The 17,437-nt window shown below is 61.8% G+C and carries 20 protein-coding genes; 10 read left to right on the top strand and 10 right to left on the bottom strand.

The window, feature by feature from the left end:
- Window positions 1-7: 7 nt before the first annotated feature.
- Window positions 8-637: a DUF2147 domain-containing protein gene (locus I6F38_RS33040; protein ID WP_225163368.1), complete on the bottom strand. Its 630-nt coding sequence runs from the start codon at window positions 635-637 to the stop codon at window positions 8-10.
- A 102-nt stretch (window positions 638-739) separates the two neighbouring features.
- On the opposite strand from I6F38_RS33040, the gene hpnO reads away from it, so the two are divergent.
- Window positions 740-2,131, top strand: coding sequence for an aminobacteriohopanetriol synthase HpnO (gene hpnO / locus I6F38_RS33035; protein WP_225163367.1), 1,392 nt, complete (start codon window positions 740-742; stop codon window positions 2,129-2,131).
- A gap of 101 nt (window positions 2,132-2,232) precedes the next feature.
- On the opposite strand, the gene I6F38_RS33030 is transcribed toward hpnO, so the two are convergent.
- The 4 genes from I6F38_RS33030 to I6F38_RS33015 all read right to left on the bottom strand — a co-directional run bounded on the left by I6F38_RS33030 (window position 2,233) and on the right by I6F38_RS33015 (window position 4,941).
- On the bottom strand, window positions 2,233-3,003 hold the full coding sequence (locus I6F38_RS33030; protein WP_225163366.1) for an anti-sigma factor: 771 nt from the start codon (window positions 3,001-3,003) through the stop codon (window positions 2,233-2,235).
- On the bottom strand, window positions 3,000-3,557 hold the full coding sequence (locus tag I6F38_RS33025) for a sigma-70 family RNA polymerase sigma factor (protein WP_018270594.1): 558 nt from the start codon (window positions 3,555-3,557) through the stop codon (window positions 3,000-3,002). Before I6F38_RS33025 ends, I6F38_RS33030 begins: the two co-directional genes overlap by 4 nt.
- Before the next feature lie 94 nt (window positions 3,558-3,651).
- Window positions 3,652-3,975 (bottom strand): cupredoxin family copper-binding protein, encoded by a 324-nt coding sequence (locus I6F38_RS33020; RefSeq protein WP_225163365.1) that lies wholly within the window; start codon window positions 3,973-3,975, stop codon window positions 3,652-3,654.
- A 12-nt stretch (window positions 3,976-3,987) separates the two neighbouring features.
- A complete protein-coding gene (locus I6F38_RS33015) occupies window positions 3,988-4,941 on the bottom strand; it encodes a metallophosphoesterase (RefSeq protein WP_057015687.1) in 954 nt (317 codons plus the stop codon).
- A gap of 237 nt (window positions 4,942-5,178) precedes the next feature.
- On the opposite strand from I6F38_RS33015, the gene I6F38_RS33010 reads away from it, so the two are divergent.
- Window positions 5,179-5,586, top strand: coding sequence for a GFA family protein (locus I6F38_RS33010; protein ID WP_225163364.1), 408 nt, complete (start codon window positions 5,179-5,181; stop codon window positions 5,584-5,586).
- A gap of 190 nt (window positions 5,587-5,776) precedes the next feature.
- Here the strand turns inward: I6F38_RS33010 and I6F38_RS33005 are convergent, their stop codons facing one another.
- Entirely contained in the window at window positions 5,777-6,244 is a 468-nt protein-coding gene (locus I6F38_RS33005; RefSeq protein ID WP_225163380.1) for a Spy/CpxP family protein refolding chaperone, read from the bottom strand.
- Between the two features lie 309 nt (window positions 6,245-6,553).
- Here I6F38_RS33005 and cax point away from each other — a divergent pair, with 309 nt between their 5' ends.
- Window positions 6,554-7,657, top strand: a complete 1,104-nt coding sequence (gene cax, locus I6F38_RS33000) for a calcium/proton exchanger (RefSeq protein ID WP_225163363.1) — start codon at window positions 6,554-6,556, stop codon at window positions 7,655-7,657.
- Window positions 7,658-7,735: 78 nt separating this feature from the next.
- On the opposite strand, the gene I6F38_RS32995 is transcribed toward cax, so the two are convergent.
- Entirely contained in the window at window positions 7,736-7,969 is a 234-nt protein-coding gene (locus I6F38_RS32995) for a hypothetical protein (RefSeq protein ID WP_028331701.1), read from the bottom strand.
- A gap of 436 nt (window positions 7,970-8,405) precedes the next feature.
- On the opposite strand from I6F38_RS32995, the gene I6F38_RS32990 reads away from it, so the two are divergent.
- The gene (locus tag I6F38_RS32990; RefSeq protein WP_225163362.1) at window positions 8,406-9,077 is read left to right on the top strand and encodes a hypothetical protein; all 672 of its coding nucleotides are present in this window, start codon (window positions 8,406-8,408) and stop codon (window positions 9,075-9,077) included.
- A 252-nt stretch (window positions 9,078-9,329) separates the two neighbouring features.
- On the opposite strand, the gene I6F38_RS32985 is transcribed toward I6F38_RS32990, so the two are convergent.
- Both I6F38_RS32985 and I6F38_RS32980 read right to left on the bottom strand, forming a co-directional pair.
- Window positions 9,330-10,193, bottom strand: coding sequence for a hypothetical protein (locus I6F38_RS32985; protein WP_225163361.1), 864 nt, complete (start codon window positions 10,191-10,193; stop codon window positions 9,330-9,332).
- 65 nt (window positions 10,194-10,258) lie between these two features.
- Window positions 10,259-11,308 (bottom strand): AraC family transcriptional regulator, encoded by a 1,050-nt coding sequence (locus I6F38_RS32980; RefSeq protein ID WP_225163360.1) that lies wholly within the window; start codon window positions 11,306-11,308, stop codon window positions 10,259-10,261.
- A gap of 220 nt (window positions 11,309-11,528) precedes the next feature.
- Here I6F38_RS32980 and I6F38_RS32975 point away from each other — a divergent pair, with 220 nt between their 5' ends.
- From I6F38_RS32975 to I6F38_RS32950, 6 genes are all read left to right on the top strand, one after another.
- Window positions 11,529-11,900, top strand: coding sequence for an AraC family transcriptional regulator (locus I6F38_RS32975; RefSeq protein WP_225163359.1), 372 nt, complete (start codon window positions 11,529-11,531; stop codon window positions 11,898-11,900).
- A gap of 106 nt (window positions 11,901-12,006) precedes the next feature.
- On the top strand, window positions 12,007-12,675 hold the full coding sequence (locus I6F38_RS32970) for a hypothetical protein (RefSeq protein ID WP_225163358.1): 669 nt from the start codon (window positions 12,007-12,009) through the stop codon (window positions 12,673-12,675).
- Window positions 12,676-12,781: 106 nt separating this feature from the next.
- Window positions 12,782-13,123 carry an HdeA/HdeB family chaperone gene (locus tag I6F38_RS32965; RefSeq protein ID WP_057015680.1) on the top strand — a complete coding sequence of 114 codons (342 nt, stop codon included), beginning with the start codon at window positions 12,782-12,784 and terminating at the stop codon, window positions 13,121-13,123.
- A gap of 91 nt (window positions 13,124-13,214) precedes the next feature.
- The gene (locus I6F38_RS32960; RefSeq protein ID WP_225163357.1) at window positions 13,215-14,648 is read left to right on the top strand and encodes a DUF1254 domain-containing protein; all 1,434 of its coding nucleotides are present in this window, start codon (window positions 13,215-13,217) and stop codon (window positions 14,646-14,648) included.
- A gap of 211 nt (window positions 14,649-14,859) precedes the next feature.
- Window positions 14,860-15,861, top strand: a complete 1,002-nt coding sequence (locus I6F38_RS32955) for a transporter (protein WP_346657151.1) — start codon at window positions 14,860-14,862, stop codon at window positions 15,859-15,861.
- 133 nt (window positions 15,862-15,994) lie between these two features.
- Complete coding sequence (locus I6F38_RS32950) at window positions 15,995-16,504, top strand: DUF2721 domain-containing protein (protein WP_225163355.1); 510 nt, start codon at window positions 15,995-15,997, stop codon at window positions 16,502-16,504.
- Between the two features lie 26 nt (window positions 16,505-16,530).
- Here the strand turns inward: I6F38_RS32950 and I6F38_RS32945 are convergent, their stop codons facing one another.
- Window positions 16,531-17,433 (bottom strand): alpha/beta hydrolase, encoded by a 903-nt coding sequence (locus tag I6F38_RS32945; protein WP_225163354.1) that lies wholly within the window; start codon window positions 17,431-17,433, stop codon window positions 16,531-16,533.
- Between the last annotated feature and the right edge of the window lie 4 nt (window positions 17,434-17,437).

The raw sequence follows: 17,437 nt of genomic DNA, 5'->3' as shown, positions 1-17,437 counted from the left end.
GTTTCCGCTAATGCGTCGGTCGCGCGATGTCGGGGAGCAGGCAGATATCGCCCACGGCGTCAGCCTGCGCATTGGCATTGCCCGGGGCCTGCTTTTGAGCCGGCTTGGTGGCCGGCGCCACGGCGCCGGTGGTTTTCTGCGGCGCTGTTGACTTGGGCTGGGTGCCCTTCGCCGCCGGATTGCCGGCGGCGCTCACCGGAATCGGCGGACCGACGCGGGTCCAGGTCTCGCCGCCGCACAGGAAGCCGAGCACGCAGCCCTGGATCTCAAGCTGATCGGTGCCGACGGGCTTGATGGTCGAGCTGTAGAGCTGGCCGTCCTTGGCGTTGTAGACCTGACCTTCCCACGCATCCGCGCCGGCCTTCTTCTTCATGTCGATCAGGATCGGCATGCCGAGCGTCGGCCTGCTCTGCTTCGCAGGATCAGGATTGTTCTTATCCTTGCCGCCTGGGGTTTTTTCCCAAGACACCGCACCCCACATGTTGCCATTACACTGGGCGACGCGGATGGTGGCGACACCGTCAGCGACCTTCCAGTCGCCGGTCGGATCCGCTGCAAGTGCCGGTGATAATACGGTGGCCAAAAATAAACCTGAAAAGGCTATTGTACGCGCGAAAGTTCTTGGGCAGTGCAACATGGTCCAAACCTGTGCTTAACTGGACGATCCGAGCGGGGGTCAAAACGCCGCTAGCGAGCGTTTTAAGTTGACGAGATGGCCATCAACCGACGTATGTAACGAATGGTAAGTTCCAATTTAGACGTTTCCGAGATTTTTGTGGAGCGCGAGGGGCAGCGCGGTGCCATGCACACACGTCACCTCAACGAGCAGCTCGTTCGCGTTCTCAAGACCATCGGCTACGACGTCGGCTTCCAGAAGGGGCAAGGCCAATACCTCTTCGATCGTCAGGGGGCTCGTTACCTTGATCTATTGAGCGGATTTGGCGTTTTTGCGATTGGCCGCAATCATTCGGCCCTGCGCCAGGCGCTGAAGAGCGTGCTCGACGCCGATCTGCCCAATCTCGTGCAGCTCGATGTCTCGACGCTCGCCGGCGTGCTCGCGGAACGCCTTCTGGAACATGTTCCATATCTGGACAAGGTGTTTTTCGCAAATTCCGGCGCCGAAACCGTCGAAGCCGCGATCAAGTTCGCGCGTGGCGCGACCGGCCGCCCCGGTATCGTCTATTGCGGGCATTCGTTCCACGGCCTGTCCTACGGCGCGCTGTCGCTGACGGATGATTCGAATTTCCGCGGCGGATTCGAGCCGCTGCTGCCGGGCTGCACTCCGATTCCCTTCAACGATCTCGAAGCGCTGGAGAAGGCGCTGTCGTCGCGCCAGGTCGGCGCCTTCATCGTCGAGCCGATCCAGGGCAAGGGCGTCAACATGCCCACCGACGAGTTCCTGCCCGGCGCGCTGGCGCTGTGCCGCAAATACGGCACGCTGTTCATCGCCGACGAGATCCAGACCGGCATCGGCCGCACCGGAAAATTCCTCGCGATCGAGCATTGGGGCATCGAGCCCGACATGGTGCTGCTGGCGAAGGCGCTATCCGGCGGTCATGTGCCGATCGGCGCGCTGCTGACGCGCAAGAACATCTTCGACAAGATCTTCAACCAGATGGATCGCGCGGTCGTGCATGGCTCGACCTTTGCCAAGAACGATCTGGCGATGGCCGCCGGCATCGCCACGCTCGACGTCATCAAGGCCGAGAAGCTCGTCGAGAACGCCGCCAAACGCGGCGCCGAGCTCCGTCTTGCGCTGACGCGCATGGTGCCCGGCTATGAGCTGATGAAGGAAGTGCGCGGCAAGGGCCTGATGATCGGCGTCGAGTTCGGTCCGCCGAAATCGCTGCGGCTCAAGGCGTCATGGAATCTGCTGGAGACCGCCAACAAGGGCCTGTTCTGCCAGCTGATCACGGTGCCGCTGTTCAAGGATCACAAGATCCTGACCCAGGTCGCCGGCCACGGCCTCCACACCATCAAGCTGCTGCCGCCGCTCATGATCACCGAAGAGGACTGCACCTGGATCGAGAAGTCGTTCGACGACGTGATCGCCGGCAGCCACAAGGTGCCCGGCGCGATCTGGTCGCTCGGCAAGACGCTGGTCGACAACGCGGTGCGCAAGTCGGCGTAGGCCTCACGATGTAGCCCGGATGGAGCGAAGCGAAATCCGGGATTCTCACAACCGGCAAGACCGTTCCCGGATTGCGCTTCGCTCCATCCGGGCTACTAGACTCACCCCTCCTTGTTGGCGCGCATTGCGCCCTCGAACTTGTCGCCGAACTCGGAGAGCTCGTCGGCGCCGAGATCGCTGACCGCCCAGTAGTTCAGGCCGCGGTCGCTCCAGCGGCGGATGTTGAAGCCCTGCAGTGTCGAGATCTTCGCCGCCTTGCGTTCGGTGTTCGCGGTCTGCGCCACGAACAGGTTGATGACGTGTTGGCGCCGCTTGTAGACCACGGCGCCGATCTCGCGGGCGTTGACGTAGTCGAGCCGGCCGCCGATCAGCGTGAAGCCCTGCGCGGTGAGATCGATCACCGGCGGCGAGACGTCGAGCTTGCCGTTGAACCAGGGCTTGACCGTATGCTGATCCGTCGAGATCACGTCGGTGAGGTGGCCGGCCTGCAGCGAACGCAGATGCGCCGACACCACCTCGTTCTCGATGCGCTGCTCATCATCGTTGCGCAGCACGATCGCGACAAGGCCGGTCGCTGCCATCGCCGACACCGCGGAGCCCAGCGCGAAGCCGCGCAGCACCGAGCGCCGGGTCGGCGCCGCCCGCGCTTGTGGTTGCGGCAGCGACTTCTCGATCTTGCGGCGCAGCTCGATCGGCGCCTTGTAGCGCAAATCGCTCTCGGCGATCGCCTGGCGGATCTCCTGATACTCCTTCATGAGCGCGGCACAATGCGCGCACCCCTCGACGTGGGCTTCCACTTCGCGCGCATGGCCGGCGTCGAGTTCGCCGTCGATCAGCGCGTGGATCAGCACTTCGGCTTCCTCGCAGGTCATTTCGCTTGCTCCTGTTCCGCAAGCCAGGCCGATCGCAGCATGGCGCGGGCGCGCGCAAGGCGGGACATCACGGTGCCGACCGGCACGGCGGCGACATCGGCGATCTCACGGTATGAAAGATTCTGGATTTCCCTGAGCACGAAGGTCTCGCGGAACGGCTCGGCAAGCGCCGCGACCAGCTTGCGCACGGTCTCGCCGTCGAAGCGGCGGAGCAGCTGCTTTTCCGGGGTCTCCGGGGCTTCATTCCACAGCGGGGTCTGCTCGCCGCCTTCGGGCAACTCCTCGACCGCGGTCGGGGCGGTCTTGCGCCTTGCATATTCGGCGCGGCAGACATTGCGCAGGATCGCGAACAGCCACGGCTTCATCGCAGGTCCGCGGTAGCTGTCGAAATGCTTGTAGGCGCGCAGATAGCATTCCTGCACCGCATCCTCGGCGTCGGCGGCATCGCGCAGCAGATAGCGGGCCAGCGTATAGGCGTCGTCAAGGTACGGCAGCGCGGCCTCGCGGAAGCGTCGCGCCTTTTCGGGATCGTCTTGCGACGCGTTGACAACCATCGTGTCCTGCCCGGCATGTCGAGAGACGGCTCGTGCCCGGCCGGGGGCGCAGGGCCACCGGCCGGGCATGGTTGTGATCGTATGGGTTGTCACGTTACCCAACCTTGACACTGCCTGTCATGTGCGGATGCAGCGAGCAGAAATACTTGTACTCGCCGGGCTCCGTGAAGGTGAACGAGAAGGTGCCGTCGGTATCCATGGTCTTGGAGCGGAATTTGCCCGCGCACACCACGGTGTGCGGGATGTCGTCGCGGTTGGTCCAGGTCACTGTCGTGCCGACCTTCACCTCAAGCTGGGGCGGGGTGAACGAGAAGTTGTCAATGTGAACCGCGGTATCTTCGGCGCGGGCCACCGTGACCGGCAGCAGCATGGTCGCGACCAAGGCGATCCCGAAGTCGCGTCGATTGATCGAACTCATCGGTCTTGTCCCTCAGCCTTGCAGCGGCGTGTCGATGATCGCCAGCGGCTGGCTGTTCTGCTTGAAGTTGATGCTGGCGACGCCGAGCATGCTGCGCAGCTTGGCATCCTCCACCTTCATCGGGCCGGGCGAGGGGGCGGAGCCCGGCGCCGGCTGCGGGAAGGCGGTCGAACGCGCGGTGTGGAAGGTGACGTTGCCCTCGACCTTCTGCATCACCTGGTGGATGTGGCCGTTGAGCACGGTGACCGAGCCGAAGCCCTTGACGTATTCCAGCGCACGGGCACCGTCCTCGGTGCCCCAGCCCCATTGCGGATAGACCGTCCACAGCGGGATGTGGGCGAACAGCACGATCGGCGTCGACTTCGAGCGGCCCTTGAGGTCATTCTCCAGCCATTCGAGCTGCTCGTTGCCGAGATTGCCGAGGCCGCCGCCCTTGAGGTCGACGACGTTGACGAGGCCGATGAAATGCACGCCGCCGGCATCGAACGAATAGTAGCCCGGACCCTTGGTGCCGCGGCCGTAGCGCTCCTTGTAGAGCTTGACCTCCTCGTCGATGAAATCGTGCTCGCCCGGCACGTAGTGCACGTCGAGCTTGGCCTGCGAGATGATGCGATCGGCGTCATCGAATTCGGACGCCTTCGACAGATGGGTGATGTCGCCGGTGTGGATCATGAAGGACGGCTTGACCTGCATCGCCCGGACCTTGTTGATGGCCTCTTCCAGCGTGCCGATGGCGTTCGGGTTGGCCGGCTTGTCGAAGCCGACATGACTGTCGCTGATCTGCATGAAGGTCATGCCGGGCGCAGCTTCCGCAGCCGCGGCCGAGCCGACGATGCCGAGCGAATGCGGCACGCCGCCGGTGACCGTCCACAGCACGCCGGTGCCGGCCCAGGTCATGCATTCGAGCACCTTGCGTCGGCTGACGCCTTTTTCCTCATCGCGATGGTCGTGATCGTGTCCGCTCATGGCAAGTCTCCCGTGGGCCCAGGGATTGGGTTTCCGGGGAGATGATCGGTGGGGCTGGGGCTTTATTCCCGAGGCCTGGGCGGGGCCGAGGGCAGGGATGACGATTTCGTGAGGCCCGCATGATCGGCGGCGCAGGGGACCGCGCGACAGCTCGACGCACGGGCAAGATGCGCAATTGAAGCGTTGGTGCTTGCAGCGTTATCGACCCGGCAAACCACTGATCGAGCGGAGGAAAACATGGCTGACGTCACCGGCGGCTGTCACTGCGGCGAGATCCGTTACGAGGTGACCGGCGAACCGGTCGTCCATGCTTTGTGTCACTGCACCGATTGCCGGCGCCACGCCGGCGCGCCGATGGTTGGCTGGGTCATGGTTGCCGAGGACATGGTCAAGGTGACCAAGGGGCAGCCCAGGATCTACCGATCCTCGGAGCACGGCCGGCGGCACTTCTGCGCGAACTGCGGCAGCGGACTTTTCTATACCAATGGCAACGTGCTGCCCGGGTTCATCGACATCCAGAGCGGTACCTATGACGATCCCGACGTGGTGCCGGCCACGATGCATATCCAGGTCGCGGAGCGGCTGCGCTGGATGGAGGATGCGCATGAGCTGCCGACCTTCGACCGCTTTCCGCCGCCGGAATGACCGGGTTGATGAACGCGGTGCTTTCCGGCGAAGCGACTATGCCCGCCATGACATGGAATCGCCCGCAACATAGACGGACGGTTGCAATACGGCGTTTTCTTTTTGGCGGCTGCGCGTGACGCTCGCGTTGGTCGAGCGTCCATTTCACGCACAAACCAGCGCGGGGCCGTTCGCTTGCGTCCGGTTGGCCTTATTCGTCTTCGTCGTCCGGACCGCCACGCTGCTCGATCGCGTTTCGTACGCCGCGCATGACGGCGAACGACACGAATGCCATCCTTCGCTTCTGATCATCGCTCAATGTCTTGTAGAGCGGCTCCCAGGCATCGGAGAGCTTCTTGAGATCGGTCCCGCGCTGAATCAGCCGGTCGGCCCTGCGTTGCATCATCTCGACCGGATTGCTTCCACCAAGGGCCTCCATCGGTCCGTTCTCCTGGAGTTCGGCAATTCGCTCCAACCGAGCCTGCCGGTTTTTCGCTCGCGCACGGATGGCATCCTCGATGGCCGGCCAGTATTTCTCCTGATCGGGTGTCAGCTGCAAGGCGGCCCTGACGATCCCGACACGCATGTCCGTCAGGCTCTTCAGATCGGCTGCGCTGGGTTGCGCGGCTCCGACTGTTGTGGATGTCTCTGCTGCAAAAGCGAGAGACGAGGTCGTCACCAAAAATGCAATCGCTGCGACAGCTGCGTTCCTCGTCATTGTACGCTCCTGAGCTGGTCATCAAGGATGTCCGCGAGAGCAACCACAATCACGTCAGCCACGGGTTGATCTAGGTCAAGCGGCAGAGGGAGCCGGAAAATATGGACGCGCTTCTGACCGTTCGGGAAGTTCCGTGAGGCTCCGGATCGGTTGGTCCGGCTCAAGCCATGACCGGCGCGACGGTGGCGCCGGATTGTTGAGCTAGATCAAGGTTACGCTGCCTGCGGTGTTCAGAAACTGCTGTCGACCTCGTTTCGACCGGGCGGTACCATGCACCTTCTGCTCAAGGAAATTCGACATAATCCACTGCTCTGGATGCTGGTCTTCGTACCGATCGTGCTGGCGGTCGAGACGGCAGCTCCGTCCGCCCACACCGCCCTGTTTGTGCTCGCCGTCCTGGCCATCGTGCCGTTGGCCGCCCTTCTCAGCCACGCGACGGAGAGCGTCGCAGAGAAAACCGGCGACGCAGTCGGAGGCCTGCTCAACGCAACTTTGGGCAATCTGACCGAGCTGATCATCGCGATCGCCGCGCTGCATGCCGGAGAGTACATGCTGGTCAAGGCATCGATCGCTGGTGCCATCGTCACCAATTCACTCTTCATGCTCGGCGCATCATTCCTGCTCGGTGGGCTCCGCCATCACGTTCAGGAGTATAATCGGGCCGGCGGGAGGATGTACGCAGCGCTGCTGCTGATGGCCACGATTGCGTTGCTTGCGCCCTCGGCTGTTGCCGACCTCGATCCGGCGCGCGGCGAGGCCATGGCGCTGGCTCTCAGTACGGGCCTCGCAGTGCTGCTGATATGTGCCTATGGGCTCGGCTTGCTGTTCTCGCTCAAGACACACAAGGAGCTGTTCGCAAGCGAGGAGCATGGCGAAACCGGCGGCGCCGGCTGGCCGATCGGACTTGCGTTAGGCACCCTTCTCGTGGTCACGGTGCTGGTCGCGCTGGTCAGCGAAATATTCGTCAGCTCGGTACAGAAGGCGGGCGAGACGCTGGGATTGAGCCCGGCGTTCGTCGGTTTCATCATCGTCGCGCTGGTCGGCGCCGCGGCAGAAATGGCGGTCGCGTTTTCTGCGGCGCGCAAGAACCGCCTAGATATGAGCGTCAGCATCGCGCTCGGCAGCGCGTCTCAAATCGCCTTGTTTGTCGCGCCGGCGCTGGTGCTTCTGAGCTACGTCGTCGGTCCGAAGCCGATGGATTTGCAGTTCTGGCCGGGCGCCGTGACGATGGTCATGATCGCTTCCGTGACATCCTGCTTCATCACCAACAGCGGGCGGTCGGCATGGTTTATCGGCGCCTTGCTCGTGCTGATCTATGTGATTTTCGCCATGACCCTGTACATGGTGCCACCTGGATCGCACGGCCCGGTTTGATCAACGGCGAGCGTTGCCGGCACCGATCCGGACGAGGGCCCGTGTTCCTCGTCGCGTTCACGCGGACACCTGATGGCTTTACAGCGGTAGCTCGCTCTGACCGCGCGTCCAGTCGATGATGTCGATCTGGAGCCCCCGTTTCAGAATCTCGGCCTCAAGATTGCTGGCATGCCGCTTCCATTCGGCCGTCGACCGGACCCGGAATTTTGGATCTTCACCGTTTGCCTCGAACTCATCGTCGGCTTCGAGCGCGCCGCGAACAGCCTCGTACATCATCTTAAGGCTCGCGTCGGTGAAGGCGTCGTACTCCATCGAGCCGTCTCCTTGGAAAAGCAAAATTCAAGGGACCGCCACGATGGCGATCATGGCGTCTCTTTGCGATCGATCCATTCAAAATGGACATGCCGATGCCTGACCGAAGCTCGACAGCGAGCCGGTGCGGTGCAACCGCATGTCCATCCATTGCAGCTCAGCCGGATCAATACTGCGGGCAGACCATTTGCCCGTATTCATTGTAGTAGCAGCTTTGGTTGCCGTAGTAGCCATAGGCGCCATACGCGCCGGCTGCGGCTGCAGCGCCGACGGCGGCAGCACCATAACCCCAGCCCGGCCGATAGTAGCCTCTGCCGTAGCCGGGATAGCCGGCGACCGGGCGGCCAGGGCGCCCTGCAATCGGTCGACCGGGATAGCCCGGACGCCCTGCAATCGGTCGGCCACCTGGACGGCCGGCAACGCGATATCCTCCACCGTGAACTCTTCCGCCGCCTACATGCATGCCACCGCCGCCGCGAAAGCCGCCTCCGCCGCCGCGGAAGCCGCCGCCTCCTCCGCGACGGGCATAGGCGTCATCAGGAATCAGGCAAACAGCGACGAGCACCAGAGCCGCCAGAGCGGCGAGGATACAACGAAGCATGGCGTGTCCTCCCTATGGGACAATATTGCGAGCGGCGACACTGCGACAATTTCGCCTCGCGAGATTGACGTAGATCAACGGAATGCAGTAGGGCGCGCCTTCCAAAAGGGTCAGGCAGCTGTCATCAACCCCAGGCACAATCTGTACTTTGCTGCCGAAGCATCTTGCCTGGAATGCGAACGTGAGTTCCATGGCATTTGCTTTTCGCCTCAGTCAGGCGACAGCCATCGTTTCATTGCCGAGTTCACCTGGTGTTTTTACGTCCTGCAGAACGCAGCCAAGAGGATCAACGTGCGCAAAGCGGATGTGACGTGCGCGTGCTGTGGCGCAGGTTTCCGGCGGTTGGAGCTATGGTCCGAACCTGGCGCCAAAGGTGAGTATCACTGCCCCGTTTGCGACTACTTGCTCGAGGCCTTCGATGGCACCAACCTGATCGCCTATCGGCTGACGATCCAGCCGGTGCGCGCTCCGGCCTACTCGGTCAAACCGATCGACGATCAACAATAGCCGGACGATTGGTTGCCGCGAGCGCGCTTCGGTTTTCGAGGTGACGGCTGACGCCATGACTGTTTGGCCGTGTCACTGCACCGATTGGCGCAGCATCCCGGCGCGCCGATGGCCGACCCGGTGACGGCCGCAGAGGACGCAGTCAAAGTGAGCGGGGCAGAACTACCTGTCGTCGGAGCACGGCCGGGGCGGGTCGCTCGCACCCTCGTCGGATGGTCTCGGTCCTTGCTTGCTCGGGCGCCAGGGCGCCGGCTAGTTCTTGACGGCATACAGAGGCGTTCTGAACGTCAGTTGATAAGCCGGTTTCGGCACCCACATGATTTCGGCTGTGACGCCAAACAGTCGGTTGTCATTATCGTCCACGCGGTCGAGATCGATCCGCACGATCGGTTGTGCAAAGGGCTGAATCGATGCGAGGTTCAGAAGCTGCGCGCCCTCGAAGGATTGCACGCCCACGCGGCCGGTAAATTTCCAATTGTTCGGCCATTGATAGTAGCCGCCGACATAGGCAATCGTGTTCGGGTTGATCCTTCCCAGCGCACCGTCGACGTCGGCTCGCGTGTATTGGAAACCGCTGAGGAAGCCTCTGGTCTCATCGGAATCGAGCGCATAGTCGAATTCGAGAATGTTGTTGAAGGAGGTTGTGCTCAGTGGACCATCGGGAATCGACTTTGTGATAGTCGACTGCAGCGTCACGGTAGGAAAGGTTCCACCGTTCTGCTCGTAAAGGTCGGCCTGGAAGCCGATATTCCAGCTTGTGATTTGAAGGGACGAAAAGCCGGAGCTTCCAAAGCTCGTCGAACTTCCGGAGACGCCGGCATAGAGCGAGGCGCTCTCGGTGACATCGACCGTCAGCGGAAAATCCATATTGAGGGATTTCGCTGCTGGTAGGCCGACCGGAGATGCCGCGCCGCCCGATGTCGCAAGCGTCTGCGTATTGAACAGCGTCGGATGGCCAAAGCCGAACGCGAGCGATCCTGCCGGAACCTGCGCGTAGATCGTCCTGAGGTCGAGATAGATCGTCGGCACCGAAGCATTGGCAAGGCCGTCATCGTTCGCGGCAAAGGCCTTCGTAACCGGGACGATGATAAGCAGCGCGCACAATGCCGCGCTCAAGATCGATCCAGGAGCCGGCAGCCCTGCGCTGTTACGTGGTGGCGCGTTCAAGGCGAGAACCTTCGCTAGGCGCGATTGTCATTGGGTCGGGAGGCTGGCCGATCGATCGTGGCTTGTCCGTTCCTCGACCTCTGCCGAAACTCCCGCGGGGTGCAGCCGGAAATCCGGCGGAAAGCCCGCGTGAAGTGCGCAGGGTCGGCATAGCCCGACGAGAATGCAACGTCGATGATCTTGATTTCTGTGCTGCCCAGAAGCTTGGCCGCATTGTTGAAGCGAGCCTGCTCAAGCAGACCCGAATATGTCAGACCAGCGAGCGAAAGCCTCCGCTGCAGACTCCTGGTGCTCACGCCCATCATCTCGGCGGCCTGCATGATCGTGAGGCCTCCTTGATCAAGGTAGGAGGGCAAGCTTAGCTTCAGTGCGCTGACGACGTCCTTTCCGAATGACTGCGGCTCGTGATCAGCCGGCGTCGGCCGAACGTCGTTTGCGGGATTTGCAAGACTGAGGAGTTCTACCGGCACTTCGATCCATGACGCCTTTTGACCCGACATGAAGCGCGTGTTCGGCCAATGCGATTGGACCTCCGGGCTCGGCGTATAGAGTGCTTCAAACGCAATCACTCTCGGAGACCAACTCATCCCGGCGAACTGACGGACGATGTGCAGGACGAATATGTTCTGAAGCCACTGGGATATCTCAAGATGGGAAATGCCCTCCGTTCCAGTAAGCTTGCTGCAAATCTTCAAGCTCTCGCCGCTTGGTTCGAGCCATAGCTGGAGGATCGTATCTTCGCACGGCGCCCACCGGCAAATTTGCTGCAGGGCAACCAGAAGCGTTGGCGCATGGCGCACCCGCGCCCGCATGGCTTCGCTCAAATGTTCGAACGAGAGCCGCTGGGCTGCGCGAAAGGCGATTTCCGATAGGCCCTGCTTTTGCTGAGCGGCCGTCGCAAACCGAACCGCCGGCAGCAAAGGCACGTAATGATCCGCTTTTTCTTCAAAGGACGTCGGGAGTTGAAATTTGGCGAGAAGTGCTGCCGTCGGGCCGCCTATTTCAGAATGGAGCTCAGCGAACGGGATCAGAAATTGACAACGGGTCAATGGAATGACGGTCATTACTACCTACCCAAGAAGTTTTGCCGCGATCGCAGCTTAGCAGGCCGGAACTCGTCTTGCGTTGTCTTTATCGCGCAATCAGCTGCGACGAATTGCGATTGGCGAAAGTTTTGGCGGCTGATGGCCAGATCGGTGGGCGAAGCTGCTTTATCTTGAAGCGTCGTTTCTCTTGCAGGAGCACGGGCTTCACGCCTCAAACCAACCGATGAGAGCTGTCCGATTGCCTTCAGCCCAGGCGGTCCGCGCAGTCATTGTCGCGTCGCTGCGACACGGTGACGCAACTCTTGATAGCACCGCTCACGCCCTCAAGATCAGCTCGCGCACATTGCAGCGACACCTTGGTCGCCTGGGCACCAGCCACAGCGAAATGCTCGCGGAAGTTCGCTTGAACATCGCTTGCCGCTTGCTCGCAGACTCAAGCAAGCGGCTGTCGGAAATCGCGAAATTCGTCGGCTACAGCAACGCCAGCAGCTTCAGCCGCAGGTTCGTGCGTTTGATGAAAATCCAACCTATCGTTTACAGGCAGCGGCAACTTGCCGATCGGCAGGGCCAAGCAGGCCATCGCAAGAGATCCCACACCGCTGGGCCATGACAATTCCGATCATTGGCGCGAAATGGCAAGACGCGCGATTTGAATTGGCGCGAAATGCTTAGCGAAGCTGATTGCCGAGATTGCGCTCCCCAAAGGAATAACAAACATGACCCTTCGCTCAGCTCTGTTGGTATTTTGCGTCGCCGGATTGATTGCCGCTCCCCATAAGGTGCTTTCCCAAACTGCACCCGAGAACAAACCACACGTACCGCTCGAGAAGTCGATAGGTCAGGCAAAGCCGGAAGTCGTGCCATCGCTCTTCGTCCTCAACTCGCGCGGTGCGAGCTTGAAGGACGGGAAGCTTGTGCTGACGGGGGTTTCACCGAATGCGATCGTGTTCGCCGATCGGCCCGTGAGGGCAGCCGGTCATGATCTCACATCGCGCATTGTCGAGGATTGGGGCAATGGCAGTGACAATTTCGCAAAGGACCCTCCAAACGCCACGGTGTCCGGGTTCAGGAAAGACGGATCATCGGTAGCGGACGCCGTCGTCGTCTTGAAATCGCCCAAGCTCGAAGGCGACAGGCTGACTTTCGATGTCGATATGCTCGAAGGCGACCTTGCGGGGGCTGATGGACCGGCGTCGATCTTTATCGACATCATCGGTCGTCCATTCACGCCGCTGTCTTTTGCCGGCGTTGCCCGCCGCACCGCCTGGCGAGGTGCTTACTACCGCGGCGCTGCAGTCGCGGGTGCGGCCGCACTTGGAGCTGCGGCAGCCTATCCGTACTACGCCCCCCGATGCGGATACTATCCTTATCCGCCTTGTTACTGAGCAACGCGACCGTCGCGTCGAAGCCGCTGGGCCGACAGGTGGAAGATCGGCCGCGATCCAAGCCGGGCACGCGAGCTCACAGGAGAGCATCATGAGACGAACCGCTATGATCGCAGCATCGCTGATCGTCGCCGGCATTCAGTCGGCGCACGCGCAGACAGACCTCAGCGCCTACGCCAACGCCGAAGGCTATCTGGACGTTCAGAAGCTGACCTGCGCGCAACTCGCCGGAACATGGCAGGGAGACGCCGATCTTCTCACTGCCTGGTACAGCGGTTGGTACAACGGGCTTGCGCGCAAGCACTACCTCGACATCAAGAAGTCCCGCGAGGCCGAGCACGAAGTAATCCAACATTGCAAGGCGCATCCTGATCAACTCATCATCGAGGCGATCGCGGCGGTCTTCAAGGATATGAGAGCGGCGCTCGGGATCAGGATGCAGCCCTGACCCGCGGGATCGGACACCTTTTACGGCAGGCCGACAGTCGGAGCAGCCTGACGATTGTTTGAAGACCATTCGATTTGCAAAGGAGAGAACAATGGAGATCACGCGTCGCAATCTTGCGCTCGGCGGAATGGGTCTGCTTACCGGAGCGGCGATAGGTCGACCAGCCGTCGCCGAGGAGGGAGCTTTCGCGGGTGTCGGTCAGGGCTTGGAGGACTTCTGGCTCGCGAGCGACGCCTACATATTCGGCTATCCGTTGGTGACGATGGAGATGACGCGGAGGATCATCACCAACGTCGCGGAGCCCGTGGGCACGCGAGGGCCGATGGGCCATATCATCAAGCTGCGCCAATATCCGGACGCGTCGTTCCGTGACGTCACTGCGCCCAACGCGGACACGCTCTACACCACGTCCTTCTTCGACGTCGGGAAAGAACCGTGGGTCCTCAGCATCCCGGACATGAAGGGGCGCTATTTCCTGATGCCCATGCTTGATGGCTGGACGACGGTGTTCCAGGTGCCGGGGAAGCGCACCACCGGCACCGGTGCCCAAACCTATGCCATCACCGGGCCCGGCTGGAAGGGCACGCTGCCGGACGGCGTGAAGGAGTACAAATCGCCCACCAATATCGTGTGGCTGCTCGGCCGCATCTATTGCACCGGAACGCCGGAGGACTACGCCGCCGTCCACAAGCTGCAGGATGAGTGCAAGCTCGTTCCGCTCAGTGCTTACGGCAAGCCGTACACACCGCCTCCAGGAAAGGTCGATCCTTCGATCGACATGAAGACGGCCGTCCGCGAACAGGTCAATCGCATGGACGCGGTGTCGTATTTCAAGCTGCTATGCGAGCTCATGAAAAGCAACCCGCCGAACGCGGCAGACGCGGCCCAGCTCGCCAAATTTGCCCGCATCGGCATCGTACCCGGGCGGGACTTTGACGAGACCAAGCTGAAGGCGGACTTCCTGAAGCGTGTGCCCGAGGTGTCATTCGACAGGATCATGCTTCAGTTCAAGGTCAACAAGGCCATCACGGATGAGAACGGCTTTGCGTTCACGACGAAAACCGGCATCTACGGGACGGACTACCTGATGCGGGCCCTGGTAACCGCGATCGGACTCGGCGCCAACCGCCCGCAGGATGCGGTCTATCCGACCTCGCAAAAGGATGCGGATGACCGCAAGTACAATGGTGCGAACAAGTACGTCATGCGGTTTCCCAAAGGCCACTTGCCTCCGGTCGAGGGATTCTGGTCGCTCACGATGTACGACAGCAGCTACTTCTTCGTGAACAATCCGCTCAACCGATATTCAATCAGTGCGCGGGAAAATCTGAAGGAAAATCCGGACGGCTCGACCGATCTCTATATTCAGAAGGACTCGCCCGGCAAAGACAAGGAATCGAACTGGCTTCCTGCGCCCGAGGGAGATTTCATACTCATGCTGCGGATGTATTGGCCGCAGGAAACCGACCCTTCGATCATCAACGGCACTTGGACGATTCCGGCCGCCAAGAAGATCGGGGCCTGAGAAACTGGATTCATGCCGGCTCCAACCGGGCCGGCATGAATCAATGTGCTACAATTTGCGCGGGCGAATCGTGCGCTTGAGCGAGCCGTACAGGTCGTTCCGCACCGCACCAAAGGGGCGTGACATGCGGCTTCGCGGTCTTTCGATGAGGCGGCAACCAAACGGGCGAGGCAAGACACTCAGGGATGTCGGCATCGCCATGATACTGGTCATGGCGTCAGTTTCGTCTGAGGCCGCGCGTGCCGACGAGGCCGGCGTCTCATATTGGCTTCCCGGCCGCTTCGGCAGCCTCGCTGCGACCCCGCAGGTCCCTGGCTGGTCGATGGCGGAGGTCTACTATCACACCAGCGTAAGTGCATTCGGCAATGCCGCGGCCGCCAGGGAGATCCAGGTCGGCAGAATCCCCGCCGCGGCTAACGTCAACCTAAACCTGCATCTCAACGCGCAGGCGGATCTCATCCTTCTCAATCCCACTTATACGTTCGCAACGCCGGTGCTGGGTGGCCAACTTGCCATCGGCGTGATCGGGCTGTTCGGACGGTCGAGCGCGGATCTTGCGGGGACGCTGACGGCGGCCGTCGGTCCGCTGGCGACAACCCGCACCGGCAGCTTCGGCGATTCGATCACATCGGTCGGCGACCTCTACCCGCAGGCGACGCTGAAGTGGAACGCCGGGGTGCACAATTTCATGAGCTATGTAACAGGAGACATCCCGGTCGGAGCATACAGTCCGAGCAGCCTTGCCAATCTTGGCATCGGTCACGCGGCCATCGATGCCGGCGGCGGCTACACCTACTTCAACCAGCAGGCGGGCCACGAATTTTCCGCGGTCGCGGGCTTCACCTACAATTTCAAGAATCCGGATACCCAGTACCAGAACGGGGTCGACTTCCATCTGGATTGGGGCGCCTCCCAATTCCTGTCAAAGCAGGTTTTCGTTGGCCTGGTTGGATATGCCTATCAGCAGGTCACCGACGATTTCGGCCAGCACCCTGTCCTGGGAGGCTTCCGGTCCCGCGTGCTTGGCGTTGGTCCGCAGGTCGGCTTCCTGTTTCCCGTAGGCGACATGCAGGGTTATCTGAATCTCAAAGGGTATGGAGAATTTGCAGCAGAGAATCGCCCGGCCGGCTGGAATACCTGGTTGACGTTCTCGATCTCTCCGATGGCGCCGACCAGCACCGTGACGCCGACCCGACGGGTCGTGACAAAATAGCAGCGCTGCTGGCGCCTTCGATTGTGCCGAGATCACGCCACTATAGGCCGCAACCGTGCCGGTGGCGACGCCCGCCGTTCGGACGCCGCCCGGCAATTTTCGCCGACGCCGGTTCGATACGCGGGCGTCGTGATTGTCAGGCCGCAGGGCCCAAGTTGCCAATGCTCGGCCGGTTGATTTCGGCCACGTTAACCCGAAAGTGGAGTCGATGTTACCGGATACGCCGTCGGTCAGTCAGCTCTCTCAAGTGATTTCTCAAGCGGCTGCGCCCGCATTTCTGCTTGGCGCATTGGCGGCCTTTATCGCGGTGTTGATTTCCCGCCTGAACCGGATCATCGACAGATCGATTTACCTGAACCAAATTTCGGATCAGGATCAGGCGAGATGCCGGCTCAAGGCAGACCTGCCGCGTCTTGCTCGGCGCGCCACCATGATCAATCGCGCGATCTTCTGGTCCATCATTGGAAGCATCTCGATCAGCGTTGTCATCGTCGTCGGCTTTGTGAGTGCGTTCCTTCACATCCAGCACGAGCGGGGCGTTGCCATTCTCTTCATTGTTGCCGTTGTGGCTTTCATCGTGTCGTTGGTCGATTTCGCGCGAGAGGTCCGAATTGCCCTGAGCGAGTTCGATCACTACGGCTAGACGCAACGCATTGATACGTGCACGCCTTAACGCGCACGCGCGGCAAATGTCGTGAGCGCTGCCACCATCAGCTCCGGCGCTTCCTGCGCGACGCAATGTCCGACACCGTCGAACGTCCAGCGGCTCGCATGCGGGATCAGCGCCGCGGCGCGGTCGGCCATCTCCTTGTAGATCGGCCATGACTGTTCGGCGGTCGCGATGCAGACCGGGCAGGCGATCTCGGAGAACCACGGGAACGGATTGCCGCGGCCATCGCCGGTGTAGATCTGCTCCATGGCCTGGAAGATTGGCCCTAGCAGGGCCGACTCGATTTCCGGCGTACAAAGCAGCCGCATGCGGCCGTCGTCGAGCCGGGCAAAGCCGTGATGGACATAGGCCCACAGCGACCGTTCGGTCCATGGCGCGAAGGCCGGCGCGGCGCGCAGCCGCTGGAACAGGTCGTCGGCGCTGTCGAACTCGGCCCGGCGGCGCAGCACGCCCTGCACCGAGCCGTTCGCGATGTCGCTGAGGCCTCCGGCGCGCGGCGCGCGCGGATCCATCGCGGTCGGCTCCGTGACATGCAGGCGCGCGAAGCGACCGGGCATCAGTCTGGCTGTGAGCAGCAGGTCGGTTGCGCCGGCACTGTGACCGATGCCGTAGATGTCATGGAGGTCGAGGCGCTCCGCCACCATACGGACGTCTTCGGCAAAATCCTGGAAGTGATAGCGATCGGCGGGCGGCTTGTGGCTCAGGCCGTGGCCGCGGCGGTCGAGCGCGTAGACCGTGTAATCGGCAGCAAGCGTCTCTGCGACCTCGGTCCACACCTCCGCGACAAAGCCTGTGCCGTGCAGCAGCAGCGTCGGCGGCTTGTCCGAGGCCGGCTCGCCCCATTGCGCCACCGCAACGTGTGCACCGGCATCGCCGACCAGAAAGCGCTTCGGGGCGTTCATCGTC

This window comes from Bradyrhizobium sp. BRP56, assembly GCF_020194035.1.
Taxonomy (GTDB): Bacteria; Pseudomonadota; Alphaproteobacteria; order Rhizobiales; family Xanthobacteraceae; genus Bradyrhizobium; species Bradyrhizobium australafricanum.
This window is presented reverse-complemented; position numbering and strand designations above follow the sequence as displayed.

Bases quoted from the DNA above. Each gene is read 5' to 3' on its own strand.
- I6F38_RS32970 (WP_225163358.1), top strand. From the start codon at position 12,007: ATGACCCTTCGCTCAGCTCTGTTGGTATTTTGCGTCGCCGGATTGATT.
- I6F38_RS32965 (WP_057015680.1), top strand. From the start codon at position 12,782: ATGATCGCAGCATCGCTGATCGTCGCCGGCATTCAGTCGGCGCACGCG.
- I6F38_RS33010 (WP_225163364.1), top strand. From the start codon at position 5,179: ATGGCTGACGTCACCGGCGGCTGTCACTGCGGCGAGATCCGTTACGAG.
- cax (WP_225163363.1), top strand. From the start codon at position 6,554: ATGCACCTTCTGCTCAAGGAAATTCGACATAATCCACTGCTCTGGATG.
- I6F38_RS32995 (WP_028331701.1), bottom strand. From the start codon at position 7,969: ATGGAGTACGACGCCTTCACCGACGCGAGCCTTAAGATGATGTACGAG.
- I6F38_RS32980 (WP_225163360.1), bottom strand. From the start codon at position 11,308: ATGACCGTCATTCCATTGACCCGTTGTCAATTTCTGATCCCGTTCGCT.
- I6F38_RS33040 (WP_225163368.1), bottom strand. From the start codon at position 637: ATGTTGCACTGCCCAAGAACTTTCGCGCGTACAATAGCCTTTTCAGGT.
- I6F38_RS32945 (WP_225163354.1), bottom strand. From the start codon at position 17,433: ATGAACGCCCCGAAGCGCTTTCTGGTCGGCGATGCCGGTGCACACGTT.
- I6F38_RS32955 (WP_346657151.1), top strand. From the start codon at position 14,860: ATGGCGTCAGTTTCGTCTGAGGCCGCGCGTGCCGACGAGGCCGGCGTC.
- I6F38_RS33030 (WP_225163366.1), bottom strand. From the start codon at position 3,003: ATGACCTGCGAGGAAGCCGAAGTGCTGATCCACGCGCTGATCGACGGC.
- I6F38_RS33020 (WP_225163365.1), bottom strand. From the start codon at position 3,975: ATGAGTTCGATCAATCGACGCGACTTCGGGATCGCCTTGGTCGCGACC.
- I6F38_RS32960 (WP_225163357.1), top strand. From the start codon at position 13,215: ATGGAGATCACGCGTCGCAATCTTGCGCTCGGCGGAATGGGTCTGCTT.
- I6F38_RS33015 (WP_057015687.1), bottom strand. From the start codon at position 4,941: ATGAGCGGACACGATCACGACCATCGCGATGAGGAAAAAGGCGTCAGC.
- hpnO (WP_225163367.1), top strand. From the start codon at position 740: ATGGTAAGTTCCAATTTAGACGTTTCCGAGATTTTTGTGGAGCGCGAG.
- I6F38_RS33025 (WP_018270594.1), bottom strand. From the start codon at position 3,557: ATGGTTGTCAACGCGTCGCAAGACGATCCCGAAAAGGCGCGACGCTTC.